This is a genomic window from Candidatus Methanoperedens sp., assembly GCA_027460535.1.
GTDB lineage: Archaea > Halobacteriota > Methanosarcinia > Methanosarcinales > Methanoperedenaceae > Methanoperedens.
In genome coordinates, this window is record JAPZAR010000010.1 from 128084 (window position 1) to 154182 (window position 26099).

28 protein-coding genes and 1 tRNA gene are annotated in these 26099 nt (G+C 46.1%); 14 read left to right on the forward strand and 15 right to left on the reverse strand.

The window, feature by feature from the left end:
• The first annotated feature begins 18 nt into the window (after nucleotides 1-18).
• A complete protein-coding gene (locus tag O8C65_03995; GenBank protein ID MCZ7356071.1) occupies nucleotides 19-342 on the forward strand; it encodes a hypothetical protein in 324 nt (107 codons plus the stop codon).
• Here the strand turns inward: O8C65_03995 and mptA are convergent.
• Nucleotides 339-1289 (reverse strand): GTP cyclohydrolase MptA, encoded by a 951-nt coding sequence (gene mptA / locus O8C65_04000; GenBank protein ID MCZ7356072.1) that lies wholly within the window; start codon nucleotides 1287-1289, stop codon nucleotides 339-341. The two genes, O8C65_03995 and mptA, sit on opposite strands and share 4 nt — an antisense overlap.
• A gap of 218 nt (nucleotides 1290-1507) precedes the next feature.
• Here mptA and O8C65_04005 point away from each other — a divergent pair, with 218 nt between their 5' ends.
• The 9 genes from O8C65_04005 (at nucleotide 1508) to O8C65_04045 (ending at nucleotide 9879) form a co-directional block, all read left to right on the forward strand.
• The gene (locus O8C65_04005) at nucleotides 1508-2062 is read left to right on the forward strand and encodes a CBS domain-containing protein (protein MCZ7356073.1); all 555 of its coding nucleotides are present in this window, start codon (nucleotides 1508-1510) and stop codon (nucleotides 2060-2062) included.
• Between the two features lie 36 nt (nucleotides 2063-2098).
• Nucleotides 2099-2887, forward strand: a complete 789-nt coding sequence (locus tag O8C65_04010) for a CBS domain-containing protein (GenBank protein ID MCZ7356074.1) — start codon at nucleotides 2099-2101, stop codon at nucleotides 2885-2887.
• A gap of 9 nt (nucleotides 2888-2896) precedes the next feature.
• Nucleotides 2897-3829, forward strand: a complete 933-nt coding sequence (locus O8C65_04015) for a CBS domain-containing protein (protein ID MCZ7356075.1) — start codon at nucleotides 2897-2899, stop codon at nucleotides 3827-3829.
• A gap of 10 nt (nucleotides 3830-3839) precedes the next feature.
• Nucleotides 3840-4688 (forward strand): CBS domain-containing protein, encoded by an 849-nt coding sequence (locus O8C65_04020; protein ID MCZ7356076.1) that lies wholly within the window; start codon nucleotides 3840-3842, stop codon nucleotides 4686-4688.
• 9 nt (nucleotides 4689-4697) lie between these two features.
• The gene (locus tag O8C65_04025; GenBank protein MCZ7356077.1) at nucleotides 4698-5483 is read left to right on the forward strand and encodes a CBS domain-containing protein; all 786 of its coding nucleotides are present in this window, start codon (nucleotides 4698-4700) and stop codon (nucleotides 5481-5483) included.
• Nucleotides 5480-6649, forward strand: coding sequence for an RNA ligase (locus O8C65_04030; GenBank protein ID MCZ7356078.1), 1170 nt, complete (start codon nucleotides 5480-5482; stop codon nucleotides 6647-6649). Before O8C65_04025 ends, O8C65_04030 begins: the two co-directional genes overlap by 4 nt.
• Nucleotides 6650-6712: 63 nt before the next feature.
• The gene (locus tag O8C65_04035) at nucleotides 6713-7945 is read left to right on the forward strand and encodes a cysteine desulfurase (GenBank protein ID MCZ7356079.1); all 1233 of its coding nucleotides are present in this window, start codon (nucleotides 6713-6715) and stop codon (nucleotides 7943-7945) included.
• A gap of 333 nt (nucleotides 7946-8278) precedes the next feature.
• Nucleotides 8279-9127, forward strand: a complete 849-nt coding sequence (locus O8C65_04040; protein MCZ7356080.1) for a pantoate kinase — start codon at nucleotides 8279-8281, stop codon at nucleotides 9125-9127.
• Nucleotides 9124-9879 carry a 4-phosphopantoate--beta-alanine ligase gene (locus O8C65_04045; GenBank protein MCZ7356081.1) on the forward strand — a complete coding sequence of 252 codons (756 nt, stop codon included), beginning with the start codon at nucleotides 9124-9126 and terminating at the stop codon, nucleotides 9877-9879. The genes O8C65_04040 and O8C65_04045 overlap by 4 nt, the downstream gene beginning before the upstream one ends.
• On the opposite strand, the gene O8C65_04050 is transcribed toward O8C65_04045, so the two are convergent.
• A complete protein-coding gene (locus O8C65_04050; protein ID MCZ7356082.1) occupies nucleotides 9836-10975 on the reverse strand; it encodes a hypothetical protein in 1140 nt (379 codons plus the stop codon). The two genes, O8C65_04045 and O8C65_04050, sit on opposite strands and share 44 nt — an antisense overlap.
• A gap of 89 nt (nucleotides 10976-11064) precedes the next feature.
• Nucleotides 11065-12723 carry a thermosome subunit beta gene (gene thsB, locus O8C65_04055; protein ID MCZ7356083.1) on the reverse strand — a complete coding sequence of 553 codons (1659 nt, stop codon included), beginning with the start codon at nucleotides 12721-12723 and terminating at the stop codon, nucleotides 11065-11067.
• A gap of 355 nt (nucleotides 12724-13078) precedes the next feature.
• Here thsB and O8C65_04060 point away from each other — a divergent pair.
• Nucleotides 13079-13150 (forward strand) — tRNA-Cys (locus O8C65_04060).
• A 25-nt stretch (nucleotides 13151-13175) separates the two neighbouring features.
• Here O8C65_04060 and O8C65_04065 read toward each other — a convergent pair.
• Nucleotides 13176-13994 (reverse strand): hypothetical protein, encoded by an 819-nt coding sequence (locus tag O8C65_04065; GenBank protein MCZ7356084.1) that lies wholly within the window; start codon nucleotides 13992-13994, stop codon nucleotides 13176-13178.
• 123 nt (nucleotides 13995-14117) lie between these two features.
• Between O8C65_04065 and O8C65_04070 the strand changes: the two genes are divergently transcribed.
• The 3 genes from O8C65_04070 to O8C65_04080 are packed head-to-tail and all read left to right on the forward strand — an operon-like array spanning nucleotide 14118 to nucleotide 17735.
• Entirely contained in the window at nucleotides 14118-15293 is a 1176-nt protein-coding gene (locus tag O8C65_04070) for an MMPL family transporter (GenBank protein MCZ7356085.1), read from the forward strand.
• A gap of 1 nt (nucleotide 15294) precedes the next feature.
• Nucleotides 15295-16485, forward strand: coding sequence for an MMPL family transporter (locus O8C65_04075; protein ID MCZ7356086.1), 1191 nt, complete (start codon nucleotides 15295-15297; stop codon nucleotides 16483-16485).
• The gene (locus tag O8C65_04080; GenBank protein ID MCZ7356087.1) at nucleotides 16482-17735 is read left to right on the forward strand and encodes a hypothetical protein; all 1254 of its coding nucleotides are present in this window, start codon (nucleotides 16482-16484) and stop codon (nucleotides 17733-17735) included. The genes O8C65_04075 and O8C65_04080 overlap by 4 nt, the downstream gene beginning before the upstream one ends.
• Here the strand turns inward: O8C65_04080 and pheT are convergent.
• The 11 genes from pheT to O8C65_04135 all read right to left on the reverse strand — a co-directional run bounded on the left by pheT (nucleotide 17730) and on the right by O8C65_04135 (nucleotide 26097).
• Nucleotides 17730-19328 carry a phenylalanine--tRNA ligase subunit beta gene (gene pheT / locus O8C65_04085; protein ID MCZ7356088.1) on the reverse strand — a complete coding sequence of 533 codons (1599 nt, stop codon included), beginning with the start codon at nucleotides 19326-19328 and terminating at the stop codon, nucleotides 17730-17732. The genes O8C65_04080 and pheT overlap by 6 nt on opposite strands.
• Before the next feature lie 110 nt (nucleotides 19329-19438).
• Nucleotides 19439-20605, reverse strand: coding sequence for a hypothetical protein (locus O8C65_04090; GenBank protein ID MCZ7356089.1), 1167 nt, complete (start codon nucleotides 20603-20605; stop codon nucleotides 19439-19441).
• Nucleotides 20606-20708: 103 nt separating this feature from the next.
• A complete protein-coding gene (locus O8C65_04095) occupies nucleotides 20709-20906 on the reverse strand; it encodes a hypothetical protein (GenBank protein MCZ7356090.1) in 198 nt (65 codons plus the stop codon).
• A gap of 53 nt (nucleotides 20907-20959) precedes the next feature.
• Nucleotides 20960-21391: a PIN domain-containing protein gene (locus tag O8C65_04100; GenBank protein ID MCZ7356091.1), complete on the reverse strand. Its 432-nt coding sequence runs from the start codon at nucleotides 21389-21391 to the stop codon at nucleotides 20960-20962.
• Entirely contained in the window at nucleotides 21388-21651 is a 264-nt protein-coding gene (locus O8C65_04105; protein ID MCZ7356092.1) for a hypothetical protein, read from the reverse strand. Before O8C65_04105 ends, O8C65_04100 begins: the two co-directional genes overlap by 4 nt.
• Nucleotides 21652-21838: 187 nt before the next feature.
• Nucleotides 21839-22249, reverse strand: coding sequence for a hypothetical protein (locus O8C65_04110; protein MCZ7356093.1), 411 nt, complete (start codon nucleotides 22247-22249; stop codon nucleotides 21839-21841).
• A gap of 75 nt (nucleotides 22250-22324) precedes the next feature.
• On the reverse strand, nucleotides 22325-22822 hold the full coding sequence (locus O8C65_04115; GenBank protein MCZ7356094.1) for a ferredoxin:glutaredoxin reductase: 498 nt from the start codon (nucleotides 22820-22822) through the stop codon (nucleotides 22325-22327).
• Nucleotides 22819-23073 carry a glutaredoxin family protein gene (locus O8C65_04120; GenBank protein MCZ7356095.1) on the reverse strand — a complete coding sequence of 85 codons (255 nt, stop codon included), beginning with the start codon at nucleotides 23071-23073 and terminating at the stop codon, nucleotides 22819-22821. The genes O8C65_04115 and O8C65_04120 overlap by 4 nt, the downstream gene beginning before the upstream one ends.
• Nucleotides 23070-24032, reverse strand: a complete 963-nt coding sequence (locus tag O8C65_04125; protein ID MCZ7356096.1) for a thiamine pyrophosphate-dependent enzyme — start codon at nucleotides 24030-24032, stop codon at nucleotides 23070-23072. Before O8C65_04125 ends, O8C65_04120 begins: the two co-directional genes overlap by 4 nt.
• Nucleotides 24029-25201, reverse strand: coding sequence for a pyruvate ferredoxin oxidoreductase (gene porA, locus O8C65_04130; protein ID MCZ7356097.1), 1173 nt, complete (start codon nucleotides 25199-25201; stop codon nucleotides 24029-24031). The genes O8C65_04125 and porA overlap by 4 nt, the downstream gene beginning before the upstream one ends.
• On the reverse strand, nucleotides 25198-26097 hold the full coding sequence (locus O8C65_04135; protein ID MCZ7356098.1) for a pyruvate ferredoxin oxidoreductase subunit gamma: 900 nt from the start codon (nucleotides 26095-26097) through the stop codon (nucleotides 25198-25200). The genes porA and O8C65_04135 overlap by 4 nt, the downstream gene beginning before the upstream one ends.
• Nucleotides 26098-26099: the final 2 nt, after the last annotated feature.

The following is a 26099-nucleotide window of genomic DNA, read 5'->3' on the forward strand; positions in this document are numbered from 1 at the left end:
TGTACAATTAGTATTGCCATGGAAGATCAGATATATTCAGACCCTGTCCATAATCTGAATTGCAGGCTGCGTTTTACCTGCGGTGCGATGCATTGCTCAGGAGGATTCTTAAACGCAGAATTTTCAAACCCGGATCATCCCTCGTGCTATATCGAGAAGTTCAAACGCTATCAGCCGGAGAATGAGCTATGGTACAATAAAAGCTGGGAGGAGGTCAACAGGATCACCTGGAGAGAAGTCCTTGGTCTCCAAGAATCCTGGATATATGCTCTGCTTCTCATTATAATTATTGTTTTTATATTTATGGTAATGATATTAATAAAATTATTATTCAAGTTTTAACTAATATTATTGATTTCCTGCCTTAATTCCCCAAGTGTTGATTTGCGCTCAGCGAACGCATTATGCCGGTGGATACTTTCCTCGTTGATCTGCTTTATGGTGATGATCGAATCGTCCGGTAAATTTTGGAATTCCATTACGACCTTTTGCGCCATCGTGCGCACGCAATCTTCCACGAATTTGGGGTTCTTATGTGACCGTTCCACGATCGCGGCCTCATCTGACCTCTTTAATAGTTCAAACATCTGGGAACTCATTGAGTTCTCTATTATATTGATGATTTTTTCCAGGGAGACAAAGTTGCTGTCATGAACTTCGATTGAAATAATTCCCCGCCCTCTCTGGTTGTGCGTGGGCATGGGTACTCGGGCCAGAAACTTTTTGATGATCTCGCCTTCCACACCTAGAGACCTTAATTCATTCTTTGCTTTATCCCGCATGATTTCCTGGGCGCAGGGGCATGCAGTAATGCCAAGAACTTCGGCACCCACCAGTTTTCTTATAGTCAGGTTTTCGCCCCTGGTCGCTTTGGATTCCGCGAAAATATTCACCACTTCCTGACATTTTATTTTCGTGGCGGGGGTTTCTCTCTTTATGACATATTCACTTCTCATCCTGACCTCGGCGTTAAGTGCATATTCATGCCGGTCAATAAGCCTCTTTGCAACTTCGCCGCATAAGTCCTCTATCTCATAAACCGGCGCTGCGATCATTTCTTCAAGCACTGCATCTATCGCCTCAAAATTCCTGGATAGATTGGCGCCTTTGCGGTCGGAGGGTAAGTCAACAAAAATATCGAAGGTTGATACAAGCACGATAGGACGTTTATCCTTCCGTGCTACTTCAACGAGTTTCTTCACATCCGTTACCCCAACCCTTGTCAGAGTGAGGGGGATCTCGGGCCGATTTGCCTGGATATCGGGAAGATGTATGACGGGAAGTTCCATTTAATTAATTTCTCCAAAACAATTGTTCCAAACTCTCAATATTAAAGATGTTTTTTAATACCTGATTGTATTAAACTGTTGCTATTTGGTCTTAATAGAAATCTAATTGATATATCATTCTGCTCACATCATTCCCCTGACGATTTATCATAATTTGAAAATAGCATAACATATAAGCACATCAAAATACATAATTATACTTAAGGGAGGAAATTAGCATGGAAACCAGGATGCCGGTAAAAGAGATAATGACAAGAGACGTTGCTACGATAGAGATAAAAAGCGACGTACCAGTTTTGGCCGCAAAATTGCTTGAGCTTGACGTCGGCAGTCTTATCGTGACAGACAAAAATCGTCCTGTGGGAATAGTCACGGAGCGTGATATTGTAAGGAAGATCGTGTCCAGGAACATCAAACCAGGGGAAATTTCCATAAAGGAACTGATGACAACCCCGCTCATAACCATACCTGCTACTGAAGACGTCACAGAAGCCATGCGCAAGATGATGAAAATGCAGATCCGGCGGTTACCGGTGGTCGAAGGTGGAAAACTGGTGGGTATCGTGACGGACATAGATCTGATCGCGGTCTCAGCCGAAATGGGGGATATATTTTCAGACCTAATAAAGATGCACCGGGAAAAGATGTTTACAATGGAAACTCCTCAGACGGCTATTAAAGGCATCTGCGAGGAGTGCGGATACATTTTTGATAACCTGATGCTAGTGGATGGGAAAGTTCTCTGTGAAAGTTGCAGAGAAACTTTGGTTTAAATAACATATATATACACGGTAAAAGGAGTAAGTTCTATGAAAGTGGAAGAGGTAATGACAAGGAACCCTGTTTTTCTGCGCGACTCCGATTTCATGACCCACGCCCGCCAGGTGATGAGGGACCAGCATAAACGGACAATACCTGTCGTGGACAGCAAGAATAGGGTGATCGGGATACTGACGGAAAAGGATCTCCTGAATATATATTCTACAAGATCCAACGTTACGGTGGAAGGTTTTGCATCTGAATTCCCTGATGTTTACCCTGGGATGGAAATGATGCAAGCTGCAAAACTCATGATAGACGCAGGATTGGGACGTGTTCCTGTGTTAAAATCAGGGCAGGAGAAGACCATAGCAGGAATATTGAGTATTGTGGATATATTCAGGAACTTGAAACTGGATAAAATTCCGGCTAACAAGACCACAGAAAAAACGGTCATGGATATAATGGTCAAGGATGTGAAGACATGTTCTCCCAAAGACAGTATAGCTAAAGTATGGTTGAACATGAAAACATCGGGTTTCTCAGGATATCCGGTGGTAAGAGATGGTCAGGTGGTGGGAATGATAACAAGACGCAATATTATCAATGCAGGTTACGCAAGGATAGAGAGAGAAGATGACCACGGGACGAAATCAACCATGTCCCCGCCGGTTGAAAAAATCATGAGCACACCAGTGTATTCATTATCGCCAGAGACCACTTTAAAGGAAGCTATACAGGCATTCCTGAAGCTTGATGTTGGAAGGCTTTCAGTGGTGGATAATGGGAAACTGACCGGTATAATTGACAGAAGCGACATAATCAGAGCATTTATTTAATGGTGTTATATGAAAAATCAAAAGAGCACTGTAGCAAGAAAAGAGGTTCGAGATGGATATAACAAGAATATGAAACCTCTTGATTTCAAGTCCAGAATTTCCGAACATCCCGGAGATGTGATGTCCATCGCATCAAAGGACGTGGTGACCATTCCTCCAACAATGCCGATAATAGATGCGGTCAAATCCATGTCCGTTAACGGGTTCAGGAGGCTTCCAGTAGCGGATGCTGGTACGAATCGTCTCAAAGGGATCGTGACCTCCCAGGACATTGTGGATTTTCTTGGGGGTGGCCTGAGACACCTGATAGTAAAGAACAGGTTCAAAGGGAATCTCCTCGCAGCCATTAACGTAAGTATAAGTGAGATCATGGAAGAGAACGTTGTATGTCTGAATGAAAAGGATTCACTCAAGGATGCTTTCAATACCATGTTGAAGAAGAATGTCGGCGGGATACCTATCACGGATGACGATAGCGTAGTGAAAGGCATAATCACAGAAAGGGATTTTGTCTTTCTGGCCTCCGATATTATCACAGGAAAGTCGGTTGGAGAATATATGAGCAAGAATATCATCACAGCTCCACCCGACATGACCATTGCAACAGCAACAAAATCTATGATCAACAATGGTTTCAGGAGGCTTCCTATTATTCGGGATAACGTCCTTATCGGCATAATAACCGCCTCCGATATTCTGCGTTTCCTTGGTAGCGGCGAGATTTTTGAGCGTCTCGTCACCGGGAACGCTGGAGAAGTCTTCGAAGTTCCTATCCGTACCCTAATAAGGAGAGATGTCATTTTCACACGATCGGATGTGGATATAGGGGAAGCTGCGAGCATGATGCTCGGGAAAAATGTTGGCTCGCTTCCAGTTCTTGAGGGAGGCGAATTGAAAGGGATCATAACAGAACGCGATATTGTCAGGGCAATAGCGCAATAGAGGCACATTTATGAAAATCAAAGAAATAATGAGTTCACCGGTATACGTGGTATCGCCTGAAGAGAATGTAGCCAGGGCAAGGAACCTGATGCTTCGCCATAAGATCGGAAAACTGGTGATCGTCGAGGATAACAAGCCCATCGGGATCGTGACCAAGAAAGATATCAGTCGAAGGCTTGATCAGGCAGAACCGCAATGGCGCCGAAGACCCATAGACCACATTCCCATTCGAAAGGTCATGACAGAAAGCCTTATCACGATTTTTCCAGACGCCACGCCAAAGCAACTCGCTGAACTGATGATCGAGAATAATATCAGCGGATTGCCTGTGGTAAATGTCAGGAACGAAGTGATCGGGATCGTTACAAAATGGGATTTGATACGATATTTTTCAGAACTGGAATTGGATTTAACGGTACAGGATTTGAAAATAGAACCTGCGATCACTGTTCACAGGCACCATACCATCAGCCATATACTTTACGAACTTGATACAAATTCGACCGACAGGGCAGTAGTTCTTGAAGATAATGATAAGCCAGTGGGGATCATTACGAGTTCGAACCTGACGTTCACGGAAATGAAGGGAAAAACCGGCGACCTTCCCCATAAAGAAATAAAAATGACTCGCAAGGAAAGCTCCGCAGGAAGGAAACAGTACAGGTATGTTAAAGACATGCCTCTTGTCGCGGAAGACATAATGTCCTGCCCTCTACTGACCGTCAATATGGATGATCCGGCAACGCAGGCTGCGGGCATTATGGTAAAAGAAAGAATAAACGGTCTGCCTGTGCTAAATAACGGATTCATGGGGATACTGACCGGGGATAATATAATAAAGACAATAATGACGCTTTAAGGTGAGAACATGAAAGTAAAAGACATAATGACAGACCCTATTATTGTGCATAAAGCCGACACAATTTCGCATGCCATGGATTTGATGGAAAAACACGATACACGAAGGCTTCTTGTTGTCAATGGAAGCGATATCCTGGGTGTGATAACTATGCGAAGCATAGCCCGGAAGCTTGGAACATGGAAGAAGTCAAATCTTCCTGCCTCGTCCCTGCATGTCGCAACCGCTACTACTGATCTATTCTCAAAGGTACTTCCCGATACCAGCATAGAGGATGCGATAGCATTGATGGACAGGAAAGGTGGGATTCTCATTGTTACAGACAATGGAAAGATCCAGGGGTGGGTAACGCCTCATGAGATCCTGAAAAATGCAAAAGCCGCCATAAAGGGTTATGCGGCCGAGATAATGAAGGACCCGATATCTGTAAGTCCGGCCGAAAGGGTAGCGCATGCACGGCGCCTGATGCTGGACAATGACATAGGAAGGGTTCCCGTTATTAAAAATAACGATGTTGTGGGAATTGTTACGGAAAGGGATCTGGCAAGAGGAATGATGAGTTTCAGATCGCTTGTACCTGATAACCAGCAGGATGAGAGGATCCGGAACCTTATAGTGTCAGACATCATGACACAGAATGTGAAATCAGTCCGTACAAATACGCCCATATCGGAGGTTATCACGTTGATCCTGAATGATAACATAGGTGGTGTCCCAGTTCTTAACCTGAAGGACGAGATGGTGGGCATCATAAGCAGGAGGGCGATTATCAGACATCTGGCGGTAAAAGGATGAGACGGGATGTCTCTTCAGAACTGATCAATAAACTGGATATCGCAAAAATCTCGAAGCTGACGGGTATACCCGAATACAGGATCACTGGCGCAATACAGAGAAAGACGTTACAGTATATTAAATCAAAGCTTGAGCTTTTCAGGTTCGATAAGCCTATCTCAACAGTCGAAGGTGGCACTTCCATATTCCTTGAGCCCTTTGATATAATCCGGGGTTTTCCTAAAATATCCCGCACACTGATGCTGTATCCGGGTATTGCCAGGCATTTCTCTTCCTGCAAGAAGGTATTTGTGGAAGAGAAGATGAACGGCTACAATGTTCGCGTTGCCACGATTGGGGATCATATTGTCGGGCTGACGCGAGGAGGTTTTGTATGTCCTTATACGACCGAGAAGGCACGGGAATTACTAAATCGGGAATTTTTTCTGGATAATCCCGGTCTCGTGCTATGCGGAGAGATGGTAGGTCCGGACAGTCCATATGTTCCAAAATCATTCTACGATATAGAGTCACTCGAGTTTTTCGCATTCGATATACGTGATAAGATATCGGGGAATCCCATGCCTGTATTGAAGCGCCGCAAGCTCCTGGAGGAATACGGTGTCCAATCTGTCAGGCTTTTCGGGGAATACGATGTGGAAAATGCACATATCGATATAGCGAAGATCATTAAGGAATTTGGGAACTCGCTGCATGAAGGGGTTGTCATAAAAGACCCGGAAATGGCTCTGCCCGCTGTAAAATATACGAGTTCGCTCAGCAACTGTGCTGACCTGAAGTATGCTTTTGAATTTTACAACGACTATGGGAGGGACTTTTTCTTTGCAAGGGTATGCAGGGAAGCCTTCCAGTCCCTGGAATGGGATGAGGATGAACAAAGAAGACAGGAACGGTGCCTGAGGCTTGGTGAAAGCATACTTTTACCCATGATCAAGACCATCAAAAATAAGAAAGAAGGCGAGAGGATTTATGAGACTGTCCAGATAAGAGTTAAAAACCTGGATATTGCTAGGGAATTTGAGGATCATCTGAGGCTGCTTGGGGTGGATGCTGTTTTTGAAAAGCCTGAAAAGATCGGCGATGAATATCTTATCAAGATAAGGAAGATGTATCCAAGCACCAATGATAAAACTGAATCAATTCTGAGCGGGCAGCTGTGGAGTTGAGGCTGCTAAAAACTGTCCGGACGCACCAATATTTATATCACTCCTCAATCACTCTGTTATCTCATGGACATCCAGAAAATCCGCCGCGATTTCCCGGCGCTTTCGAAAAAATGGAACGGGAAGTATCCCATTTATTTTGATAATGCCTGCATGACCATGAAGCCAGGGCAGGTCATGGATGCCATGAACGAATATTATAATGAGTATCCTGTTTGCGGTGGGCGCTCCCTTCACAGGATGGCAAAGAGAGTGGATGAGAAGGTTACCTGGGCGCGTGACAAGTTCCAGAAATTCCTTGGAGCAGAGCGCCCTGAAGAGATCATATTCACGAGAAACACCACTGAAGGCTTGAATCTTGTCGCAAATTGCCTCGATTTCAAAGAAGGTGATATTGTCATCACGACCGACAGGGAACACAATTCAAACCTCATTCCCTGGCAGGTCCAGACCCACAGGAAGGGAATAAGGCACATTGTGGTATACTCAAATCCGGATAATACCTTTGATCTTCGCGGGTTCGAAGAAACAATGAATAAAACCAGGAATGTCCGGCTGGTCAGCATGGTACATACTTCGAACCTGGACGGCTATACAATCCCGGCCAAGGAGATAATAAAGATCGCCCACGACCACGGGGCCATTGTGATGCTGGACGGCGCCCAGAGCGCACCCCATAAACCGGTGGATGTCAGAGGGCTTGATGTTGATTTTTTTGCGCTTTCGGTACATAAAATGCTGGGGCCTTCTGGTATGGGCGTGCTGTACGGGAAATATGATTTGCTTGAAGAGATAGCGCCTTTCATTGTGGGTGGTGACACGGTGAGCGATACAACCTACGAAGGCGCTAAATTCTTGCCTCCTCCCGAAAAATTCGAAGCGGGACTTCAGAATTACGCAGGCATAATAGGCTCGGGAGCGGCTGTGGATTATCTTGCGAATGTCGGGCTTTCAAATATTGTAAAGCATGAGGAGGTATTGAACAGGATCATTACCGATGGGATAAAGGACATAGATGGATTGAAAATCATAGGCCCGCAGGACCCTCGACAGAGAAGCGGCATCATTTCGTTCACAGTGGAGTTCCCGAAAGGTGGGGATGCCCATGACATTGCAATAGTACTGGATGAGACGGAGAACATGGCTGTGAGGTCTGGAGCATTCTGCGTGCATTCGTGGTTCAATTACAGGAAATGTGAGGCTGCGGTGCGAGCTTCGCTTTATTTGTATAATACGGAAGATGAGGCAAAAAAATTTGTCGACGCCCTTCGAAAGATAATAAGCTTATTCAATCCCTGAGATGGGTCGTATATCGGTGATGAAGGAAATAAAACAAAAAATCTATATACCATGAATTTATTTAAGGTTTCAGCCTTTGCAGCAAAAAAGATACCACCACTCCTCAACCCACCTTCTTTTTTCTTCCTGCAAGGGCTCACTTTTTTTTATGTGTTTAAATGGTTTTACCCAAACTTCACCCAAAGCTTATTCAATGTCGACGGAAGGGCAATTTCCAATTCATTAAATTTTCGTATTAGATTTTACAGAAAGATCATAAATGCCATTTCAAATCCATATGTTGTTGATTTGAAGCGAATTACTTATTTTAGCAGCAGCGAATAAAACCTACAAATGGAACAAGAAAACGTCGGAGAAGCATTTGCGCCCTCCCATATTTCAGGCATTTTCGTTATCGACATTAAAAAAGATGCCGGGCATTCAGGTTCTACAGGCTGCGGTATCTGCCTTGAGGCCGGGGCAATAACGAAAGTATGCGCTTCGGAAAAAATGACATTGAGGATCAATGATGTTGTGAGCGAAGCACCCACCACATTTTCCGCGATCAGGCTCCTTACCTCGCAGCCTGTGCTTGTAGAAACCCGTCTAAATGTACCCATAGGCTGCGGCTTCGGGGCAAGCGGTTCAGGGGCATTGAGCACGGCACTGGCGTTAAATGAAGCATTGTCAATGAACCTGGCACTGAATGAGTTAGCCCGTGCAGCCCATATAGCCGAGGTCATGAACAGGACAGGTCTTGGTGACGTTACCGGGCAGACTTTCGGTGGAATCGTCATCAGGAAAAAGGCAGGGGCACCATCCAGCGCTAATATCGACAGGATCCCCTGCAAAGACATACCGATTTCCTGGGTGAGCTTTGGAGAGATCCCCACCAAATCCATTCTATCCGATAAACTGAAAAAGAAGGCCATCAATAAAGCCGGGAAATCCAGGCTTAAGGAACTCTTGAAAAGACCCACGCTTGAGAATTTTTTCCAGCAGTCATGCGCCTTTGCAGAGGATATCGAACTCATGGGAGCTAAAGTGAAGGATGCCATAGAAGCCGTAAGAGCGGCAGGCGGGTTTGCAAGCCAGGCCATGCTTGGGAACATGGTTTTTGCCATCAACGACAAAGGCGCACTATCAGAATTCGGGGAAGTTCATGAAAGCAGGATAAGCCATGCGGGAGCGCATCTTGTATGATCCCCAAAAGCCATCCAAGGTATGAATCCCTGATGACGCGGGAGTTGATAGTCGCGGGCGTTGAAAAAGGCATAACGAGCGTTCACGGGCTAATAGCGCAGGGGCGGGGGGAAGCTTTTGATTATCTCATCGGTGAAAGGACCGGAAGAAGTGCGCTGAAGGCTGAAAAAGCAGCAGCAGCAATGCTGCTTCTTGCAGAAAAACCCGTGATTTCAGTCAACGGGAATGTTGCTGCACTTGTTCCGGAAGACATCATAAAATTAAGCGGTTTCGTTAATGCTCCTCTTGAGGTGAATTTATTTCACCGCACTGAAGAAAGGGTGAATAAGATCATCGAACACCTGCGCTCCCTCGGGGCAAAAAGAATATGCACAAAAAGCGATGGTTTGATACCAGGTCTTGAACATGAAAGGGCAAAGGTGGATCTCGATGGCATATTCAGTGCGGACGTCGTACTTGTACCCCTTGAGGACGGCGATAGATGCAAAGCCCTTGTGGATATGGGGAAATCAGTGATTGCCATAGACCTGAACCCGCTTTCAAGGACTGCACAGACGGCTCATATAACTATTGTGGATAACATAACCCGTGCGATACCGAACATATCAAAATTCGTGAAAGAGAACAGATCATCGGATAAAAATGAGCTGCATAAAATGGTCAATGAATTCGATAACAGGAAAAATCTGGCTCATTCAATAGATGAGATTATTGCTCATCTTCGTTCTCTTCAACAACCAAGTCTGAAATAATCTCTTCCAGCTCTTTCTTTCTCTTCTTGCTCGATGACTCCACAGTCCCATCTGCTTCAACCACAGATACCATGACATTGAACCGTTCCCCTGCTGCGACATCGGCAGAGGACAGTATCGCAGTCGGCTCATTCGACGGCGGGATCCATGGATTCGCAAGGACCTCCCACTCCTGGAGGGTGGGTGTATATGAATGAATAACCTCAATTTTTCCTTCTTTTGTATGCTTATAGGCTCGGTAAAGTGACCTGTTCTGCCTGAAGCCCACATAAATCTCAAGTAGCGTGACACCAATCAGCGAATTTATGTGCTTTCCTACGACTAGGTCGCTGATTATCTTTTCCCCATTGTCGGTGTGGAGTACGAGGAACCCGCTCTCCTTGTTCTCGTTATTCGAGATCTCTATCATTCTTGCCAGGCATTCTGGAAGGGTCAAGTCTTTTGTCGGGATTATCCTGTCAAAATCCTTTATCGTCCTTGATATCTGGTCTTCATCATAATCAGCCACACCTTCACGGTTTATGATATCAGTAACTTTCGCTCCCTGGATACCCCACAGGTTCGATTCTATCCCATATTTCTTTTCTTTCTCCAAAAGTGACGACAAACGCTCTTTTGCGTCAAGGTGCCTCGCAAGTCTCCTTTTCACGAGCTCTTCGTCGCTGGCTACAAGCTCGATGGCTTTCGGGACAACGCCCAGTTCTTTTGTCAAAATCGTTATCTGCCTGATAAGTTCAGGCTCACCGAGTTCCATAACATCAAAAATGTTCTCAATAAGTAATCTCAACTGGTCGTAGACTGAGACCTCGACAAATATTGGCTCGTCGCCTTCGAATATTGGAAGCTTCCTTTTTTCGTAGAGTTCGTTTTTCATCTTCCCCACAAAATCCTTCCTGATAAGCACGACTGGCTGGGCTGAACGCGCCCTCCCTTCAAAATAAGCACCCACGTTCTCTGAAAGAAGCTTGATAGCAAGGGTGGTTTTTCCACCTCCCTGCGGCCCGGTCAATATTAGAATGGGATGTTTTTCCAATTCTTTTGAGAGGATCCTGACAGATTCTTCCTTTGTGTGGACCGAAGTATCCAGAATTTCCATCAATAATTTCCTAAAAAAGTTAGAACGGAATCCACGTATGCCCCGCAGGGCATACGTGTGTGCGCCCTCCAGAGGCGTGACTCTGGGCTTTAATCCATTCCTTCCATTCCGCCCATGCCTCCCATTCCACCTGGCATTCCTCCCGGTGGCATTCCTCCGCCCGGTGCTGACTTGCTTGACAGCACATCGTCTATGCGCAGGATCATGGTTGCTGCTTCTGTGGCCGAATCGATGGCCTGCGTCTTTACACGCAGCGGTTCAACGACCCCTTCCTTCATCATATCCACAACTTTGCCTGTGAACACATTAAGACCCGCTGTCTTATTGCCCTTCTCATGCTCGCTTCGCATCTCGGCGATCATATTGATCGGGTCAAGGCCGGCATTTTCTGCCAGGGACCGCGGGATAACTTCAAGCGCTTCGGCGAATTTTGTGACAGCAAGCTGTTCCCGTCCTGATAGCGTGGCTGCATATTCACGCAGTCTCAATGCGAGCTCAATCTCCGGAGAGCCTCCACCAGCTACTAGCTTCTCATCCTCGATCGCTACACCTACAACGCGCAGCGCATCATGTAGTGCGCGCTCGGCTTCATCCACCACATGCTCAGTCCCGCCGTGCAGGATAATCGAAACCGATCTGGGATTGTGGCATTCCGTGACAAAGGTCATTGCCTCATCGCCGATCTTCTTCTCTTCGACAACTCCTGCCTTTCCAAGGTCCGCCGGGTCTATTTCCTTGAGACTTGTGAGAATCTTTGCGCCTGTTGCGCGGGCGAGTTTCTCCATATCGCTCTTCTTGACACGCCGTGCCGCATATATGCCTGCTTTTGCAAGATAATGCTGGGCTATGTCATCAATTCCTTTCTGGACAAAGACAACATTGGCCCCGCAATCAATGACTTTGGTGACCATGTCATGTATCATCTGCTCTTCCTGGTCAAGGAATAACTGGAGCTGGTCGGGTGACTTTATCTGGATCTCTGCATCAACTTCGGTCTTCTTGATCTCCAGCGCTTCATTGAGGAGGAGTATCTTTGCTTTGGTGATTTTCTTTGGCATGTTGGTGTGCACGCGCTCCTTGTCTATCACCATGCCTTTGATCAGTTCCGATGCCTCGATGCTGCCGCCAACTTTCTTCTCGACTTTGATATCATCAACATCTACCGTGCGCTTACCGTTCTCGGTATTGACCACGGATAAAACTGCGCTAACGGTCAGGTTTGCGAACACGTCCTTGTGAGCTTCCGCCCCTTTCCCGGTTATTGCGGTGGCTGCTATCTTATATAACAGATCCTTCCTTTCAGCGCTCACCTTTACGGCAAGGGTCTGCAGGATCTCCTTTGCTTTTATTGATGCAAGCCTGTACCCGTTCGCAATCACCGTGGGATGAACGTTCTGCTCCAGCAGTTCTTCTGCGTTCTTCAGGAATTCGCCTGCAAGAACCGCCGCCGTGGTCGTGCCGTCCCCGACCTCATCGTCCTGGGTCTTTGCGACCTCCACGATCATTTTGGCTGCCGGGTGTTCGATGTCCATCTCCTTGAGGATGGTCGCACCGTCGTTCGTGATCACAATGTCCCCGAGAGAATCCACGAGCATCTTATCCATGCCCTTTGGTCCAAGGGTGGTCCTTACCGCTGCCGCTACTGCTTTAGCGGCCATGATATTGTTGTTCTGAGCTTCTCTTCCTTTCGTTCTCTGACTGCCTTCTCTTAAAATAAAGATTGGCTGTCCTCCTAATTGTCCTGCCATAGGTAACCTCCGATATGATTTATTTTTATTCTTTAATAGAATGTACAAATTTCGCTTGTACTGGGCGTTCTGATTGTTTGTGGTTCTATATAAGATTTGCTGTAAGCAGAATATATAAAATTTTTTACATATAATACAAAAGTTAAATGGAAAGAGCGAATATTAAGGACCTGCAAAAAAGTTTGATGTTTGGCAAATCCTTTGCGTACTTTGCGCCCTCTGCGGTGAAAAATCCTGCACCGCAAAGCACGCAAAGAGCCCAAAGTTACTTTATGCGAGATTTAACACTAAAAGATTTTACACACACAATTTTACAAAAACCTTATTATCTATAATGTGTATGTAGCCGTTCAACGCCAAGGTGGCGGAGAGGCTACGCAATCGCCTGCAGAGCGATTCCATTCCGGTTCGAGTCCGGACCTTGGCTTACAGACAAATAGTTTTTCTGCCATTTACAATTTCAATTCCTGTGCTTTCTCCCACATATCTTCGAAGTGCTCTTTCATTTCCGCAGCCAGTTTCTTGTCCCTCACATGCACGATGGCAAATAGTTCTTCTTTCTTTACAGGGCTGCTGATTTTCAGGTTTATCCTATCGTCATCGATCACATCGAATAGGGTTGAGGTGAACGTTGTTGTTCTGCAGTGTAGGTTTTTGCCAAGATATTTGAATATCTTCTGTCCTGTTTCATCCCTGGACTCTTCTGCATAATTGACACTCCTATCTATCAGCATCCTGAACTTCACTCCTCTTTCCAGAGCTCTCAGCAGTGCTTTTTTAGTATCGCTTTTTTCCGGATTCATAGATGGAAGATACTTTGAGAACTCAGGGTAACCTACAGTCAGGCACATTTCTTCATTCACCTGGTTGATCTGCTCTATAATAATATCAATTGTTTCTTCGGAACCCAGGGCAGCCGTCCAAAACTGTTTGTTCTGCGGCGATTGCTTTATTCCCAGAAGTTCCTTTTCAAGTTCTTCCACCATCTCTCCAATCTCCTGTGATGTCTGCTCAAGTTTAAAACGCTGGGCATCAAGAAGGTATTTTAATGAAGTTCCCGGCTCAACAGCTGCAAACTTGCGCGGTCTTGTTTCCTGGGAACGTACGATCCTTTTATCCTGAAGAGAGCTGAGAATTCCATATATCCGTCCCAGAGGAACACCAGAAGTTGAGGATATAAGATTGGCATCGGCAGAGCCCAGACGAAGAAGGGTTAGATAAACATCTGATTCGTATTTTGTGAGCCCGAAGCTTCTGAATTTTTCCAGCATCCAGATGGTCTTAGTCCGGCACTGTATATAAAATTATCTGAAATAAACCTATTATCCAGTTGTTTTCAGAGTGAAATCTTTATAAGAAGACAGGAGTAATTAGGTTAACTTTATAGAGATAAAATGGACCCCCTGCAAAAAGGACTGGTAAGACTTGCTGAAATTCAGAGAAAACACGCAAAATTACTAGCTGTATTCGTAATTATTTTTACAATTGTATTGGGGATTGGACTTAAGGATCTTACAATCAACTCCGATTTCAGGACAGAGATGCCAAGACAACTTCCCATATTTGCGCTCAATGACCGCATTTCGGATAAATTCGGGGGGCAGGATACAGTAATCGTAGCTGTGCAGATCGACGATTCGGTTGATCTGAAAAGTGCGGTCCGTGACATCAGAGACCCCAGGGTGATACAATCCCTTATTTTCTTAGACGGGGAGCTAAGAAATGAGCCAACAGTAACCAGCGTTGCTTCGCCTGCAAGTTTTTTCAGGGGAAAAGGGACAGTTACACCGGAAGAGATTACGCAGACCCTTAGCAACCCGCAAACCAATGCTTTTTTCAGCCGGAATTACAGGATGACCCTCATGTCTGTCACTGCAGATATCGGCTCGGGTGAGGGACAGATACAGAATTTTGATGAGCTTATCCAGAAGCGCATCGATTATACGCCAAAGCCGCCAGGTGTGAAGTTTGGCATAACAGGCGGCCCGATTCTCAGAATGACCATTTTCGATCTCCTGAGAAGCGATGCTGTTTTTACGCTGATTGTTGCCGCAGTTATTATACTAATATTGCTTTTCGTAATGGAGCGATCATATACGCAGGGTATTCTGATATTTGCTCCATTGTCGCTTGGATTGATCTGGACTATGGGCACACTGGGCTGGCTCGGGATACCGCTTTCGGTGGCGACCGTTGGCTTAAGTTCGATGCTACTGGGTCTTGGTGTTGAATACGGCGTGTTCATGTTGAGCAGGTATAATGAAGAAAGGGCCAAAAGGAATAGCCAGCTCGATTCCCTGAGAACCACTGTAAGGGGTATAGGCTCGGCCATAATCGGTTCAGGGCTTACTGTTATAGTGGGTTTCGGGGTGCTTGCACTCGCTACCGTGCCCATGATGCAGCACCTTGGCGAGACCCTTGCGCTTGGTATAGCGTTCTGTCTTCTTGCCGCTCTTTTTGTCAGTCCAGTCTTCATACTGCTGGAAGAAGACTATGAATACTGGAGCACGCACAGGAAACTTGAGAAACTGGCTGCCAAAAAAGAAGAACACGTCCTGAGGGGCAGGTAACATGACAAATAAAATAATCGAATCATATTCGGGATTAATCACAAGATTCCCCGTCTTGGTTCTGATAATCATGCTTGTGGTATCGGTATTTGCTATCCATATGGCAGGCACAATCCAGACAAAGAAATCCGATACCAAGTCAATGATTCCGCAGAACGTGGAAGCCATAAGCACCCTGAACAGCATCGAGAACGAATTCGGAAGCACGAATATAGTCTCCTTTGCAATTGAAATTGACCCTTCATATAAAGGGTCGAATGAGGTGCGGGATGTTAGAGACCCGAGGGTGATACTGTATATGGATCAGCTCTCAATGCTGGCTCTCCATACTGATAACGTGATAGATGTCACAAGCTCTGCCTCGGTTCTGAGAGGCGTCAATGGCGGGCGGCTGCCTCAATCAACCAGGGATATACAGGAGCTTACAAATAAGAACGGGCTTCTTGATAGGTATATCAGCAAGGATTATACCATGGCTCTAGTCACCATTCGCACCACTGATGATGTGGACCTTTCCAAACTCGAGCCCGAATTTGAGAAAATACTTATTGAAGTTCCCAAACCGCCCGGAATTACGGCAAGCCTCGGAGGGAGCGTGATGGAAAGCCAGAAAATGCAGCAGGCTATCGCGCCCGATATGGCAAAAACCTCGACCTATTCGCTTGTAGGTATCCTGATAATCGTGCTGGTTCTCTTCCGTTCGATAAAATACGGCTTCACTCCTATGACCACCATAATATTCGGAACCCTGTGGACTATGGGCTATGTCGGGCTTATAGGAATGGGACTGAGTTCCACGACATCGGGTGTCACATCCATGATAATGGGCATCGGTATAGATTTCGGGATACAGCTTGTTACAAGGTACAGGCTTGAACTGCAAAACCTGCCCACGTTGAAGGAGCATCACCCGCATCTCAAGCTTGGACACAGGGAAGCAATGGAAGTGACACTTAACAATGTGATAACCCCCATGTTGACCACGACGCTTGCAGCCCTGATAGGTTTCCAGGCTATGTCCCTGGGGAGATTGACTTTCCTGGGTGACATGGGAAAAATGATGAGCTATGGGGTTGCTGCAAGCATGATCGCAGCTATAACCATAGTGCCTGCAATTATTCTAATAATCGATACAATGAATATAAAAAATACATATGAAAAATTAATGAACAAATTTGAGGTAAGAATATGAAAACCAAAATATTGGAGCAAAGTATAGGACTCACTATATTGATAATCTTCCTGTCGATAATAATCGGCCCTGTTTTAGGGGCACCCATCATGGGAGCGCAGGGAAGCAAAATTCAGGCAAATTTCATGAGCCAGGATCCCGACCCTGCAGATGCCGGGAAGGATCTGGATTTAAGATGGCAGGTTGTCAATACCCTTACAAGTCCAGCGGAGAGTCTGAAATTCCATCTTGATGCCAATTATCCTTTTTTATTTGAAGCAGGGGATAGTCCTGATCAGGACCTTGGAGCATCGGCAGGGACGAACGACAACCAAATTTTCTATGTTCTCCACTACAAACTCAGGGTGGCTGATAATGCCATCAAGGGAACTTATAATGTAACGCTGAGCTGGGACACAGGACAAGGCTGGACTAAGAAGGATTTCCCGATATACATCGACCCTAAAAGGGCGGATTTCGTAGTCGGAGCGCTTGTCACATCCCCTGAGAAGCTCATAGCAGATACGATGCAGGCAAAGCTGTCGGTGGATATTAACAACATCGGGAAAGGCAATGCCGAGAATGTAAAAGCAAAACTTTTCCTGCCTCCGGGTTTCAATTCCAGTTACAGTTATTCGGACGAGGATAGCCTTGGCATAATTACAGAAGGTGGGAGTAAAACGGCAACCTTCTACGCTGACGTTGATGAAAATATCAAGGAAGGGGACTATAATGCCAGACTTGAAGTCACATATAAGGATGAAAATGATGAGAACAATTCATACAGGACAAAGACCCTTGACCTTGACATACCCATCAAGCCAGCCCCGTATCTAATCGTGGAATCTGTGAAAACAGTTCCGGAAAACCTGACATCCGGAAATAAAGCCGAGGTTCATATCAGGGTCAAAAATACCGGGAATAAAAAAGCGGAATCAGTGTCTTTGCGTATATTCCAGGATGCCTCCCAGCCCTTCGTATTCGAAGGAAAATCGGATTTCGTGGGAAAACTTGAGCCGGGTGAAAGCGGCGAAGCCGTGCTAAGATTCACCGTCGATGGAACTGCGGTGGCAAAGACGTATCTCGTTGATACGGAATTAAGAGGGATTGATGAAACAAACGAAGTGGTGATATTCAGCCGCACACTGCCGCTGACAGTTGTTCCTGGACCGAAAAGTTCACCGTTAAGCTCTGCTGGCATGCTGGTCGGTTTTGTGGTTATTGGTGCTGTAGTGGCGACTTATTATGTGAAAAGTAAAAAGAGTCTATAATCCCAGCTCAAATCCAATTATTGGATGTTCAAGCCCGAAGTTCGAGATCACTCCGGGGTGGATCTCCCCGAACACCCCGGCGTTCTTACCTTTTATAATTATATCTGCGCGTCTTCCCTCTATGAATGCCGGATCATTGGACTCCGCAACCTCATAATCGATGCGCCTTTCCCTCATCACAGCATCAACTGCCGCCTGGATCTCGGAAAAATTCGCCTGCGGGTGGATGGCAACGCCGCCGAGATGCTGCTCAGTCTTACAATGCACAACCACCTCGCCCACCTCAAATATACGCTGCGGAAGTTCACGGTGTCTGTTTATTGAAAGTATCTCAAGAAGGTTGGGCAGGATAGTAGGGCGAACGATGGTATGATCCTCGCTTATAGGATAGAGAATGTGCGTGATCCCCTCTGCCTTTCCCCTCCGCATCTTTTCGAACTGCATGTGCTCATTTGTAAGAGTGAAAGGCATGACCTCAAAATAACCAAGCCCCACCATTATCTCACGTATCAGATCCTTGAGCCTTGAAACCGGATGGGCTTTGCCTGTTGTCGAAGTCAACGGGAGTTCCGGTTTGATCTTATCAAAACCATAAGCTATCGCAATATCTTCAATCAGGTCCCAGTTATGCAGGATATCAGAGCGGTAAGCAGGAACGCGTACTTCGATCGACTTGCCCGACGCTTCTGCCCCGTATCTCATCTTTTCAAGACATTGGATAATTTCTTCCTTTGTGAGTTTGAATCCAAGAAGTTCTTCGACTTCCGTACTATTTATTTTCATGAGCTTTGTCTCAAGCCGGGGGGTCCGTACATTACCATCAATAAGCACGGATTCAATTCTCCCTCCGCGCTCCGCCAGCGATGCAACCACTATATTCAGTGCAATACTTACCGAAGGGTCAAGACCAGTGACTTCTATGAACAGGTCCGAAGTCCCTTCTGTCACCTTTGTGAGTTCCCCATTGATTATAGGTGGGAAAGATAAAACGTTGTCCTCTGCATCGAGGATAAGGGGATATTTGTCAAATTTTTCAAGGATGTTCGCGAATTTGATTCCTTTCGGGTGCTTTTCCAGGATCTCCCTCATTGTCATTGGGTCGCTAAAGTCAAGTGGTACGAAACTATAATGAGGGTCCTGCGCAATATACCTGAAAGGGGTTTTGATCTTTGCCAGGTCATGCACGCCTATGGAGACTTTTTTCCGGTTCCTGCCAACTGCCCAGTGGAGCGATTCCTGAAGCGCCATCAGGGATTCAATGCTCCTGGAGTTGAAGCGCATGCCCCGTACCACGGCGCAGGCGAGGTATGGGCGGATTTTTTCAATCTCTTTGTCTTTTGTTATCTTGATGTCAGACGGCATAACCTTGAATTCCCTGATCCCTGTCTCCATGCCAAGGAAACCTTTTAGTGCTCGCGCCACTCCTTCTGTACTGTAAAGGTCAGGTCTGTTCGGGAAGAACTCGATATCAACGTGGTCTTCCTCTATGCGCTCGATATCGCATCCCATCATGGGAATGCGTTCGATCAGGGTATCTTTATCCACTCCAGAAAGTTCTTCAAGGTCATCATAATACAGCGTAATAACAGGCATTGTAATCGCCTGAAAAAGGTGTGGAAGATATATTAATCATTCTGTTCGTCGAAATCCAACTGATGGCAGAGCTTTAGTTTAAAAACCAGATTGTATAAGCGTTCAACTACCTATTTTTTCTCTGCCTTCTCTTTATGTACTTTATTTCTCAGGCTTCTGTATACCGTTATAATCGTCACCAGAGACCCTATTGTCGTCCCTATGATCACAAGAGGCTTGGCGTAGGTGTCAAGCCACTCGCTTACTGTTTTCTCTTTCACATAGATATTTAACGGCTCAGAATATTTCGTATAATTGTTAAAATTCACATCTTTGTAATCCGCTTTTGCGGCATCGAACGAGCATAAACCCGGCGAATTCAGGTTCACGATGTAGGTAATGACCTTTTGTTCATCGGGCTGCAGATCGCCACTCCAGTTGTTGTTACCCTGAGAAACTGCGGCGCATGCTGGTATCGGATCTGTCAGAGAAATGTTTATTGCCTCTGATGAACCATCATTTTTCACTTTCAGGGTTATAACTGCACCTTCATCCACCTGGGCTGTAGATTTATCAACGTTCTTTTCTATGGTCAGGTGTGGTTCATGCATGGGTTTTGAAGAAACAAGAACCCTGACCTCATCGGAAAACTTTGAAAACTTATTCCCCGCGGAATCAGCAAAGGTTATTCGGGAAGGGTTAAATATGCATAATCCGGCTTTCGTAGCGCTGACCTCATAATCCAGTATCCTGCTCTCACTGCTTTCCAGTTCGCCGGACCATGACATTGTTCCATTCACGAGCACGGCACAGTCAGGTAGAGAGTCATTCAGATTCACATTGAAAGCTTTGATAGTGCCGCTGTTTTTAATTTTGATTATGATATCTATTTTCTCGTCTGCTGCAATGGATGAACTTGACACTTCTTTTGTGATGGTCACATCGGGAGGAGTAATTACGAAAGCTGTGTATCGAGCGATGATATTTGTTTGGTTGCCTGCTGATATACTTACTGTCTGGTTCTCAGGGCTTTCGTATCCTTCCACATTACCGAATGAGACCAGATACACGCCTACCGGATAAGATGCATTGTAGTAAAGGCCGCTTCCCACTACCTGGTTATCTAAATAGATTGCTCCATCTACCGGTATGGTTATTATTTTCAAAAAGCCCGACGCATTGACCTGCGTTATAGGGAATGTGTTATTGTCTGTAACTGTTAAATTATTCTCGGCAGAAGCTATCGATAACACAGATAATAAAATCAAAAAAATCAGACTCGCCTTTAGGTAGACCACTCTCCATATTATACATATAAATTTACATAAACTTATGGTATGATGGAAATTTGTACATGCTTCATGGCACAGTCTGATAAATGAGCATGGGATTTAGCTCATTTCACTTCATATCAAACTTTTCGAACCGCTCTTTCTTTGCCCTGCATATCGGACAAAGGTCAGGGGGCTCTTCCCGCGCGCAGAGATATCCGCATACGGTGCACCTGTAAACTTCGGTCATTTCTTTTCCTCCTGCTCCTTTTTGTTCTAAAATGCTTGGATAACCTTTCTCATAATACTCCTGCGAGCGCCGCTCCATGACATATCCTTGCTTCCTGATAATGTATTCTTCTAACTCCTAAATCAAATCTTCTATGATGCCAATACAATTACATCAATTTCACTTTTCAAGCGTTCAAAAGCTGAATCTGTAGTTACTATCAGTGCTTCTTCTCGTTTTGCAATTGCTGCCAATAATAAATCAGCTGCCCCGAGTCCCCCGTATCTACTCCCAATTTCTATGGCTTGCCTGTGTATTTCTTCGTTTTCGTAGATTACCTGCCAGGATGATTTAAGAATCATTTCCAAAACATTAAAAGCCACTCCAATACCTTCATTCTTGGCAATCCATACAAGATGCTCGGTCAGGATTACACGCGGAATCGATAGCTGCGTTCCAGCTTCGACGTCTGAAAAACATTTCTTAATTGTTTGGATGGTAGGATGATATGAAATCTTCTGTATGGCAGGGTCGTTGATGTTCCGCCATATCTGATAGATATTGGTGTCAAAAGCGTACTTCATTCCTCCCCCGGCATATCCTTTTTGCCTGCTTTGTCGATGTTCCGCTCAAATATCAGGGATTTTTTGAGCGTACCTTTTGTCACTTTTTCAAGCTGAAGATTGAAAACGCTTGTTTTTTGTTTGGTAAGTATAAGAGTGTGATTTTTTACCCCAAGGATTAACTTATCATGAGGATGTATGCCGATTTCTTCACGGATTTTCTCAGGTATTAATATCCTTCCATTGGCATCTACCTCGGCAATTTCGACTTCGGAACTCATATTATGGATATTATGACTGGCGGGTATATAAATAAATGGTGCAGTCGGCATTATCTCTGGATAAGATAATGCTGCTGAACATCGGCGCCGCCTGTGAGGTGATGGGAGGGTGGGTTTTAGAAGAGGTCTGTTGCAGGTTCTAATCTTTGGTTATAAGTCGCCAGATTATCTTTTAAGATGATGGGAATCAAGGCGGTGTGATATAAACAAAACCTCCACGTACTTTTTTAACTGGCGTTCCATCAAGTTTTTCGAAATCTCCAATCTCTCGAGGAGTTCTCAACCTTTCGAATTTAGATATTTTAATCCAGGTAGAACTTGGATCATGTTTCCCACCATCTGAAAAATATCCATTAAAGCACTGTTGCCTGAAAGGAGGAATAAATTGATGTTCATTTTTCATTTCTTTTAATCTATCCCTGCTTATCACCCACTCCACTTTGCACTTCCACTCGACATTCCCAGAAATGGTGGTATAAACATACCCATCAAAAGGTCCTTTCAACTCTGTTCTTTTTGCCGCAGAATCCCAATAAACAGCGCCCTTTTTTCTTAGGAACCTTAGATTTTCTTCTACATCAGCCTCTTCACGAGGCATACCTGGCCCAGCCTCATTTAGATTGGCTGGCCATAAAATCGCATTTGTATATCTTCCCCCTTCAATTTATGCACATTACGTCATCTCAAACTTTTCGAACCTCTCCTTCTTTGCCCTGCATATCGGACAAAGGTCAGGGGGCTCTTCCCGCGCGCAGAGATATCCGCATACGGTGCACCTGTAAACTTCGGCCATTTCATTTCCTCCTGCTCCTTCTTGTTCTGCCATAGCCGGATAGCCTTTCTCATAATATTCCTGCGGCCTCCGCTCCGGAATGGGATTGCGCGGCTTCTTACCTGCGATCCAGTCATCGCTCACATAAAGAACGCACAGGCAGCAGCCATACTCCACGATATCGGCATCGCGGTAGTTGCACGGGCAGACGATATCCATATCATCTGCAAGGACACCGCCTGCCATCCTGCAGGGACACGATGGGTATCCGTACCTGTGGATATTCTCCCACAGGCCATCGAGGACATCATCAAGTTCCTGCTGGACAGGGTTGAACTGGTAGCCCTCCTCTTCCGCGATCTTTTTCATTTCATCGAACATGTCATCAATATTTCTCATAACCCGAGTGCCTCTTTCAATTCATCCTCGTAGAACCCCACGATCACTTTTTTCCCGATCACGATCGTAGGAAAACGCAAGCCACCGCTGAGTTTCATTACCTCTGCACGGATTTCATCCCTCTCTTTGCCATCCAATTTATCCACGTCCACATAGTCATAATCAATCCCGTGTTCTTTCAAAAATCGCTTTGTAGCCCTGCAATGCATGCAGGTGCTAAGCGTGTAGAGTTTTGCTTTTATCTTTTTCATGGTCCGTGCATCTCCTTATGTTCCTCGGTAACAGCATGATGCTCTTCCGGCAATTCAATTTCGCATACTTCCGGTGCGCCTTTTTCATTATAGTGCAGGTTCCATTTCTTGCAGACCCACATCTGGAGCGTCTTTATGTCTTCCTCGCTCATGTGCCTGAACCTGCCCTGCATCATGATATAATCTTTAACTGATTTCATTTTCCCTGGTTTATAGGTGATCCTTTTCTCACCGTTCTCAACTTCGTACAAAGTCCACATCCCGCTCTCAACCGCGCGCTTTGTGACTTCCACGGTCTTGGAAGGGTCCATCTTCCATCCAGGAATGCATGGCGTGAACATGTGGAGGAAGCGGAAGCCTTTGATATCCTTAGCCTTCTCGACCTTCCTTATGAAATCAAGAGGATGGCCGATGGAAAGCGTTGCATAATATGGTATCTCATGTGCTACCACGATATCACCAAGGTTTTTCTTGAAACGCCTGTTCCCCTGGATCTTGCTGCCTACCGGGGTGGTCGTGGTCCACGCGCCGAACGGCGTCCCTCCGCTTCGCTGTATCCCTGTGTTCATGTACGCCTCGTTATCAAGACATATGTAAAGCACATCATCATTGCGCTCCGCCGCTCCTGACATACTCTGCAGGCCTATGTCATATGTCCCGCCGTCACCGGCAAACCCGACAGTAATGACTTTTTTTCCTTTTTGCTCAAATGCCGCCTGCATGCCCGTCAGGCATGCGCCTGTGTTCTCAAATGCCGTGTGGAAAAAAGGCACTTTCCATGCACCGTACGGGAATGTGGTACCGAACACAACTGCACAACTTGCGGGGACATACACAGATGTCTCCTTTCCAAGAACCCGAATTGCATTCCGGATGGACATCGCGACCCCGCATCCGGGACAGGCTGTATGGCCCGCTGTGAACAGGTTTTCATCAGAGAGTGTCTTGATCGTTATCAAAGGCTCTCACCTCGCGTGTTATGCCAGTTCACGGGCTTCACTTTTTCACCCTTCGCCGCTTTCAGGGTTATCTCGAACATATCCCTTATCTGCTCCTTAGTCACATCCCTTCCTCCGAGGCCCGCAAGATGATTAACGATCGGTATCGACATACCATAAAGAGCAGAGCGCACCTCGTTGCATGCAGGTCCTCCGCCATGGTATGATATCGAACGATCGAAAACTCCGGCAGCGCTTACGTTTGACAGCGCTTCCCTCAATTCCTCATTTGGAAATGGCCTGAAGAACCTTAGCTTGATGAGTCCGGCTTTTTTCCCTTCTTTCCTTAACTCATCCACCACTTCGCGCGACGTACTTGTGACAGTGCCCATGGTGATCAATGCTACCTCTGCATCATCCATCCGGTATTTTTCGATCATGCCGCCATAATTTCTTCCAAATACTTTCGCAAATTCATCGTTTATCTCCCCGATCACTTTTTTTGCGGATTCAACAGCACCTGCGGTCTGCCTGCGCAGTTCCATTATGTACTCGGCTGGCATGAACGTCCCTATCATCGCCGGTCTTTTCGGATCAAGGATAATATCGGGTGTATAGGCAGGCAAAAATGAATCCACATCCTGCTGCGCCGGGACATCCACGGGTTCGACCGTATGGGTGAGCACAAAACCATCAAGGCAAGGCATTACAGGAAGCAGTACGCGTTTATCCTCGGCTATCCTGTAGGACTGGATTACCATGTCCAGAGCCTCCTGGTTATCTTCTACATAAACCTGGAGCCATCCCGAATCACGCGCCCCCATGGAATCATTATATTCACACCAGATGCCGGGCGGACCGCCAAGAGTGCGGCTGGCATTCGCCATCACGACCGGAAGCCGCAGGGGCGCTGTAGCATAAAGCATCTCGTGCATGAAGGCAAGCCCCTGGGAAGAAGTTGCCGTGAACACCCTTGCCCCGGCTGCAGAAGCAGCAGCAGCCGCGCTCATAACGCTGTGCTCGGATTCCATAGTGAGAAATTTTGCGTCCAGTTCCCCATCATTCACAAAATCCGCGATATGTTCGATGATGAGCGTCTGCGGTGTGATCGGATATGCCGGCACTACCTCTACGCGGCAGAGTTTTGCGCCCAGAGCGACAGCATGGTCGCCCGTGATGACTTTCATCATACCCTCGCCCTCACCATTTTTATTGCGTCCACCGGGCATTCATTGGCGCACACGCCGCATCCTTTGCAGTAATCATAATTGGTCATGAGGTCTCCCCTGTCGGAGATGCGCACGATGGTCCCTTCTGGGCAATAGAACCAGCACAAAAGGCACATGGTGCATTTTTCTTTATCGCGCAGCGGGCGGAACGTTGCCCAGCCCATGACCTTGTTCTCGATAAAACTCCCAGGGCCTATAAGCCCGGCGTCTGTTTTTCCCTCAATGAGGGCGCCACCTACAGGGAGATCCTGGTACGCTGGAAGCCATTGCTTTTTCGGTTCAAGTTTCTTAATCCCCTTGCTTTTCCCTGTAACAGTTCTTTCATACGCTGTCCTTGCTGCAAGGGCGTTCCTCTCCCCGACCTTTTCACCGAGTTTTTCACCAAACCTTCTCTTGATAGCCTCCTCCAGCGATTCGAGCTTGATAATCCCCGTCACTTTCGCAAATGCACCGAGGATGGCAGTGTTGGTTATAGGGGCTTTCAGTATCTCAAGCGCCACAGAGGTCGCATTTACCGCCCCCGTTTGAATACTGACACCGAGGTCTATGTCCTCCGGTCTATCCTTCGAATTTATGACTACCGAGCCCCCGGGTTTCAGACCCGATACGACATCTATGGTATCAAGAAGGGAATCGTCAAGAACTACGACGCAATCCGGAGAATATACCTGCGTTTTGCTGAATATCTTTTTGGCGTCTATTCTCGTAAATGCAAGAACAGGCGCGCCCCGTCTTTCCGCTCCGAAAAAAGGAAAAGCTACCGCATAATTCCCTTCGATTACGGCTGCCTCAGCAAGCGCCTGGGCAGCCATGACGGCACCCTGCCCTCCCCTGCCGTGAAAGCGCACTTCAAACATGC

What these genes read in the sequence shown, in the direction of transcription:
- O8C65_04025 (MCZ7356077.1), top strand. Translation starts at nt 4,698, where the DNA reads ATGAAAGTAAAAGACATAATGACAGACCCTATTATTGTGCATAAAGCC.
- O8C65_04080 (MCZ7356087.1), top strand. Translation starts at nt 16,482, where the DNA reads ATGAAAACCAAAATATTGGAGCAAAGTATAGGACTCACTATATTGATA.
- O8C65_04105 (MCZ7356092.1), bottom strand. Translation starts at nt 21,651, where the DNA reads ATGAGTTCCGAAGTCGAAATTGCCGAGGTAGATGCCAATGGAAGGATA.
- O8C65_04135 (MCZ7356098.1), bottom strand. Translation starts at nt 26,097, where the DNA reads ATGTTTGAAGTGCGCTTTCACGGCAGGGGAGGGCAGGGTGCCGTCATG.
- O8C65_04075 (MCZ7356086.1), top strand. Translation starts at nt 15,295, where the DNA reads ATGACAAATAAAATAATCGAATCATATTCGGGATTAATCACAAGATTC.
- O8C65_04120 (MCZ7356095.1), bottom strand. Translation starts at nt 23,073, where the DNA reads ATGAAAAAGATAAAAGCAAAACTCTACACGCTTAGCACCTGCATGCAT.
- O8C65_04065 (MCZ7356084.1), bottom strand. Translation starts at nt 13,994, where the DNA reads ATGCTGGAAAAATTCAGAAGCTTCGGGCTCACAAAATACGAATCAGAT.
- O8C65_04015 (MCZ7356075.1), top strand. Translation starts at nt 2,897, where the DNA reads ATGAAAAATCAAAAGAGCACTGTAGCAAGAAAAGAGGTTCGAGATGGA.
- O8C65_04005 (MCZ7356073.1), top strand. Translation starts at nt 1,508, where the DNA reads ATGGAAACCAGGATGCCGGTAAAAGAGATAATGACAAGAGACGTTGCT.
- O8C65_04070 (MCZ7356085.1), top strand. Translation starts at nt 14,118, where the DNA reads ATGGACCCCCTGCAAAAAGGACTGGTAAGACTTGCTGAAATTCAGAGA.
- O8C65_04040 (MCZ7356080.1), top strand. Translation starts at nt 8,279, where the DNA reads ATGGAACAAGAAAACGTCGGAGAAGCATTTGCGCCCTCCCATATTTCA.
- O8C65_04010 (MCZ7356074.1), top strand. Translation starts at nt 2,099, where the DNA reads ATGAAAGTGGAAGAGGTAATGACAAGGAACCCTGTTTTTCTGCGCGAC.
- O8C65_04115 (MCZ7356094.1), bottom strand. Translation starts at nt 22,822, where the DNA reads ATGAGAAATATTGATGACATGTTCGATGAAATGAAAAAGATCGCGGAA.
- O8C65_03995 (MCZ7356071.1), top strand. Translation starts at nt 19, where the DNA reads ATGGAAGATCAGATATATTCAGACCCTGTCCATAATCTGAATTGCAGG.
- mptA (MCZ7356072.1), bottom strand. Translation starts at nt 1,289, where the DNA reads ATGGAACTTCCCGTCATACATCTTCCCGATATCCAGGCAAATCGGCCC.
- O8C65_04110 (MCZ7356093.1), bottom strand. Translation starts at nt 22,249, where the DNA reads ATGCCTCGTGAAGAGGCTGATGTAGAAGAAAATCTAAGGTTCCTAAGA.
- O8C65_04045 (MCZ7356081.1), top strand. Translation starts at nt 9,124, where the DNA reads ATGATCCCCAAAAGCCATCCAAGGTATGAATCCCTGATGACGCGGGAG.
- pheT (MCZ7356088.1), bottom strand. Translation starts at nt 19,328, where the DNA reads ATGCCTGTTATTACGCTGTATTATGATGACCTTGAAGAACTTTCTGGA.
- O8C65_04100 (MCZ7356091.1), bottom strand. Translation starts at nt 21,391, where the DNA reads ATGAAGTACGCTTTTGACACCAATATCTATCAGATATGGCGGAACATC.
- O8C65_04050 (MCZ7356082.1), bottom strand. Translation starts at nt 10,975, where the DNA reads ATGGAAATTCTGGATACTTCGGTCCACACAAAGGAAGAATCTGTCAGG.
- thsB (MCZ7356083.1), bottom strand. Translation starts at nt 12,723, where the DNA reads ATGGCAGGACAATTAGGAGGACAGCCAATCTTTATTTTAAGAGAAGGC.
- porA (MCZ7356097.1), bottom strand. Translation starts at nt 25,201, where the DNA reads ATGATGAAAGTCATCACGGGCGACCATGCTGTCGCTCTGGGCGCAAAA.
- O8C65_04095 (MCZ7356090.1), bottom strand. Translation starts at nt 20,906, where the DNA reads ATGGAGCGGCGCTCGCAGGAGTATTATGAGAAAGGTTATCCAAGCATT.
- O8C65_04020 (MCZ7356076.1), top strand. Translation starts at nt 3,840, where the DNA reads ATGAAAATCAAAGAAATAATGAGTTCACCGGTATACGTGGTATCGCCT.
- O8C65_04035 (MCZ7356079.1), top strand. Translation starts at nt 6,713, where the DNA reads ATGGACATCCAGAAAATCCGCCGCGATTTCCCGGCGCTTTCGAAAAAA.
- O8C65_04030 (MCZ7356078.1), top strand. Translation starts at nt 5,480, where the DNA reads ATGAGACGGGATGTCTCTTCAGAACTGATCAATAAACTGGATATCGCA.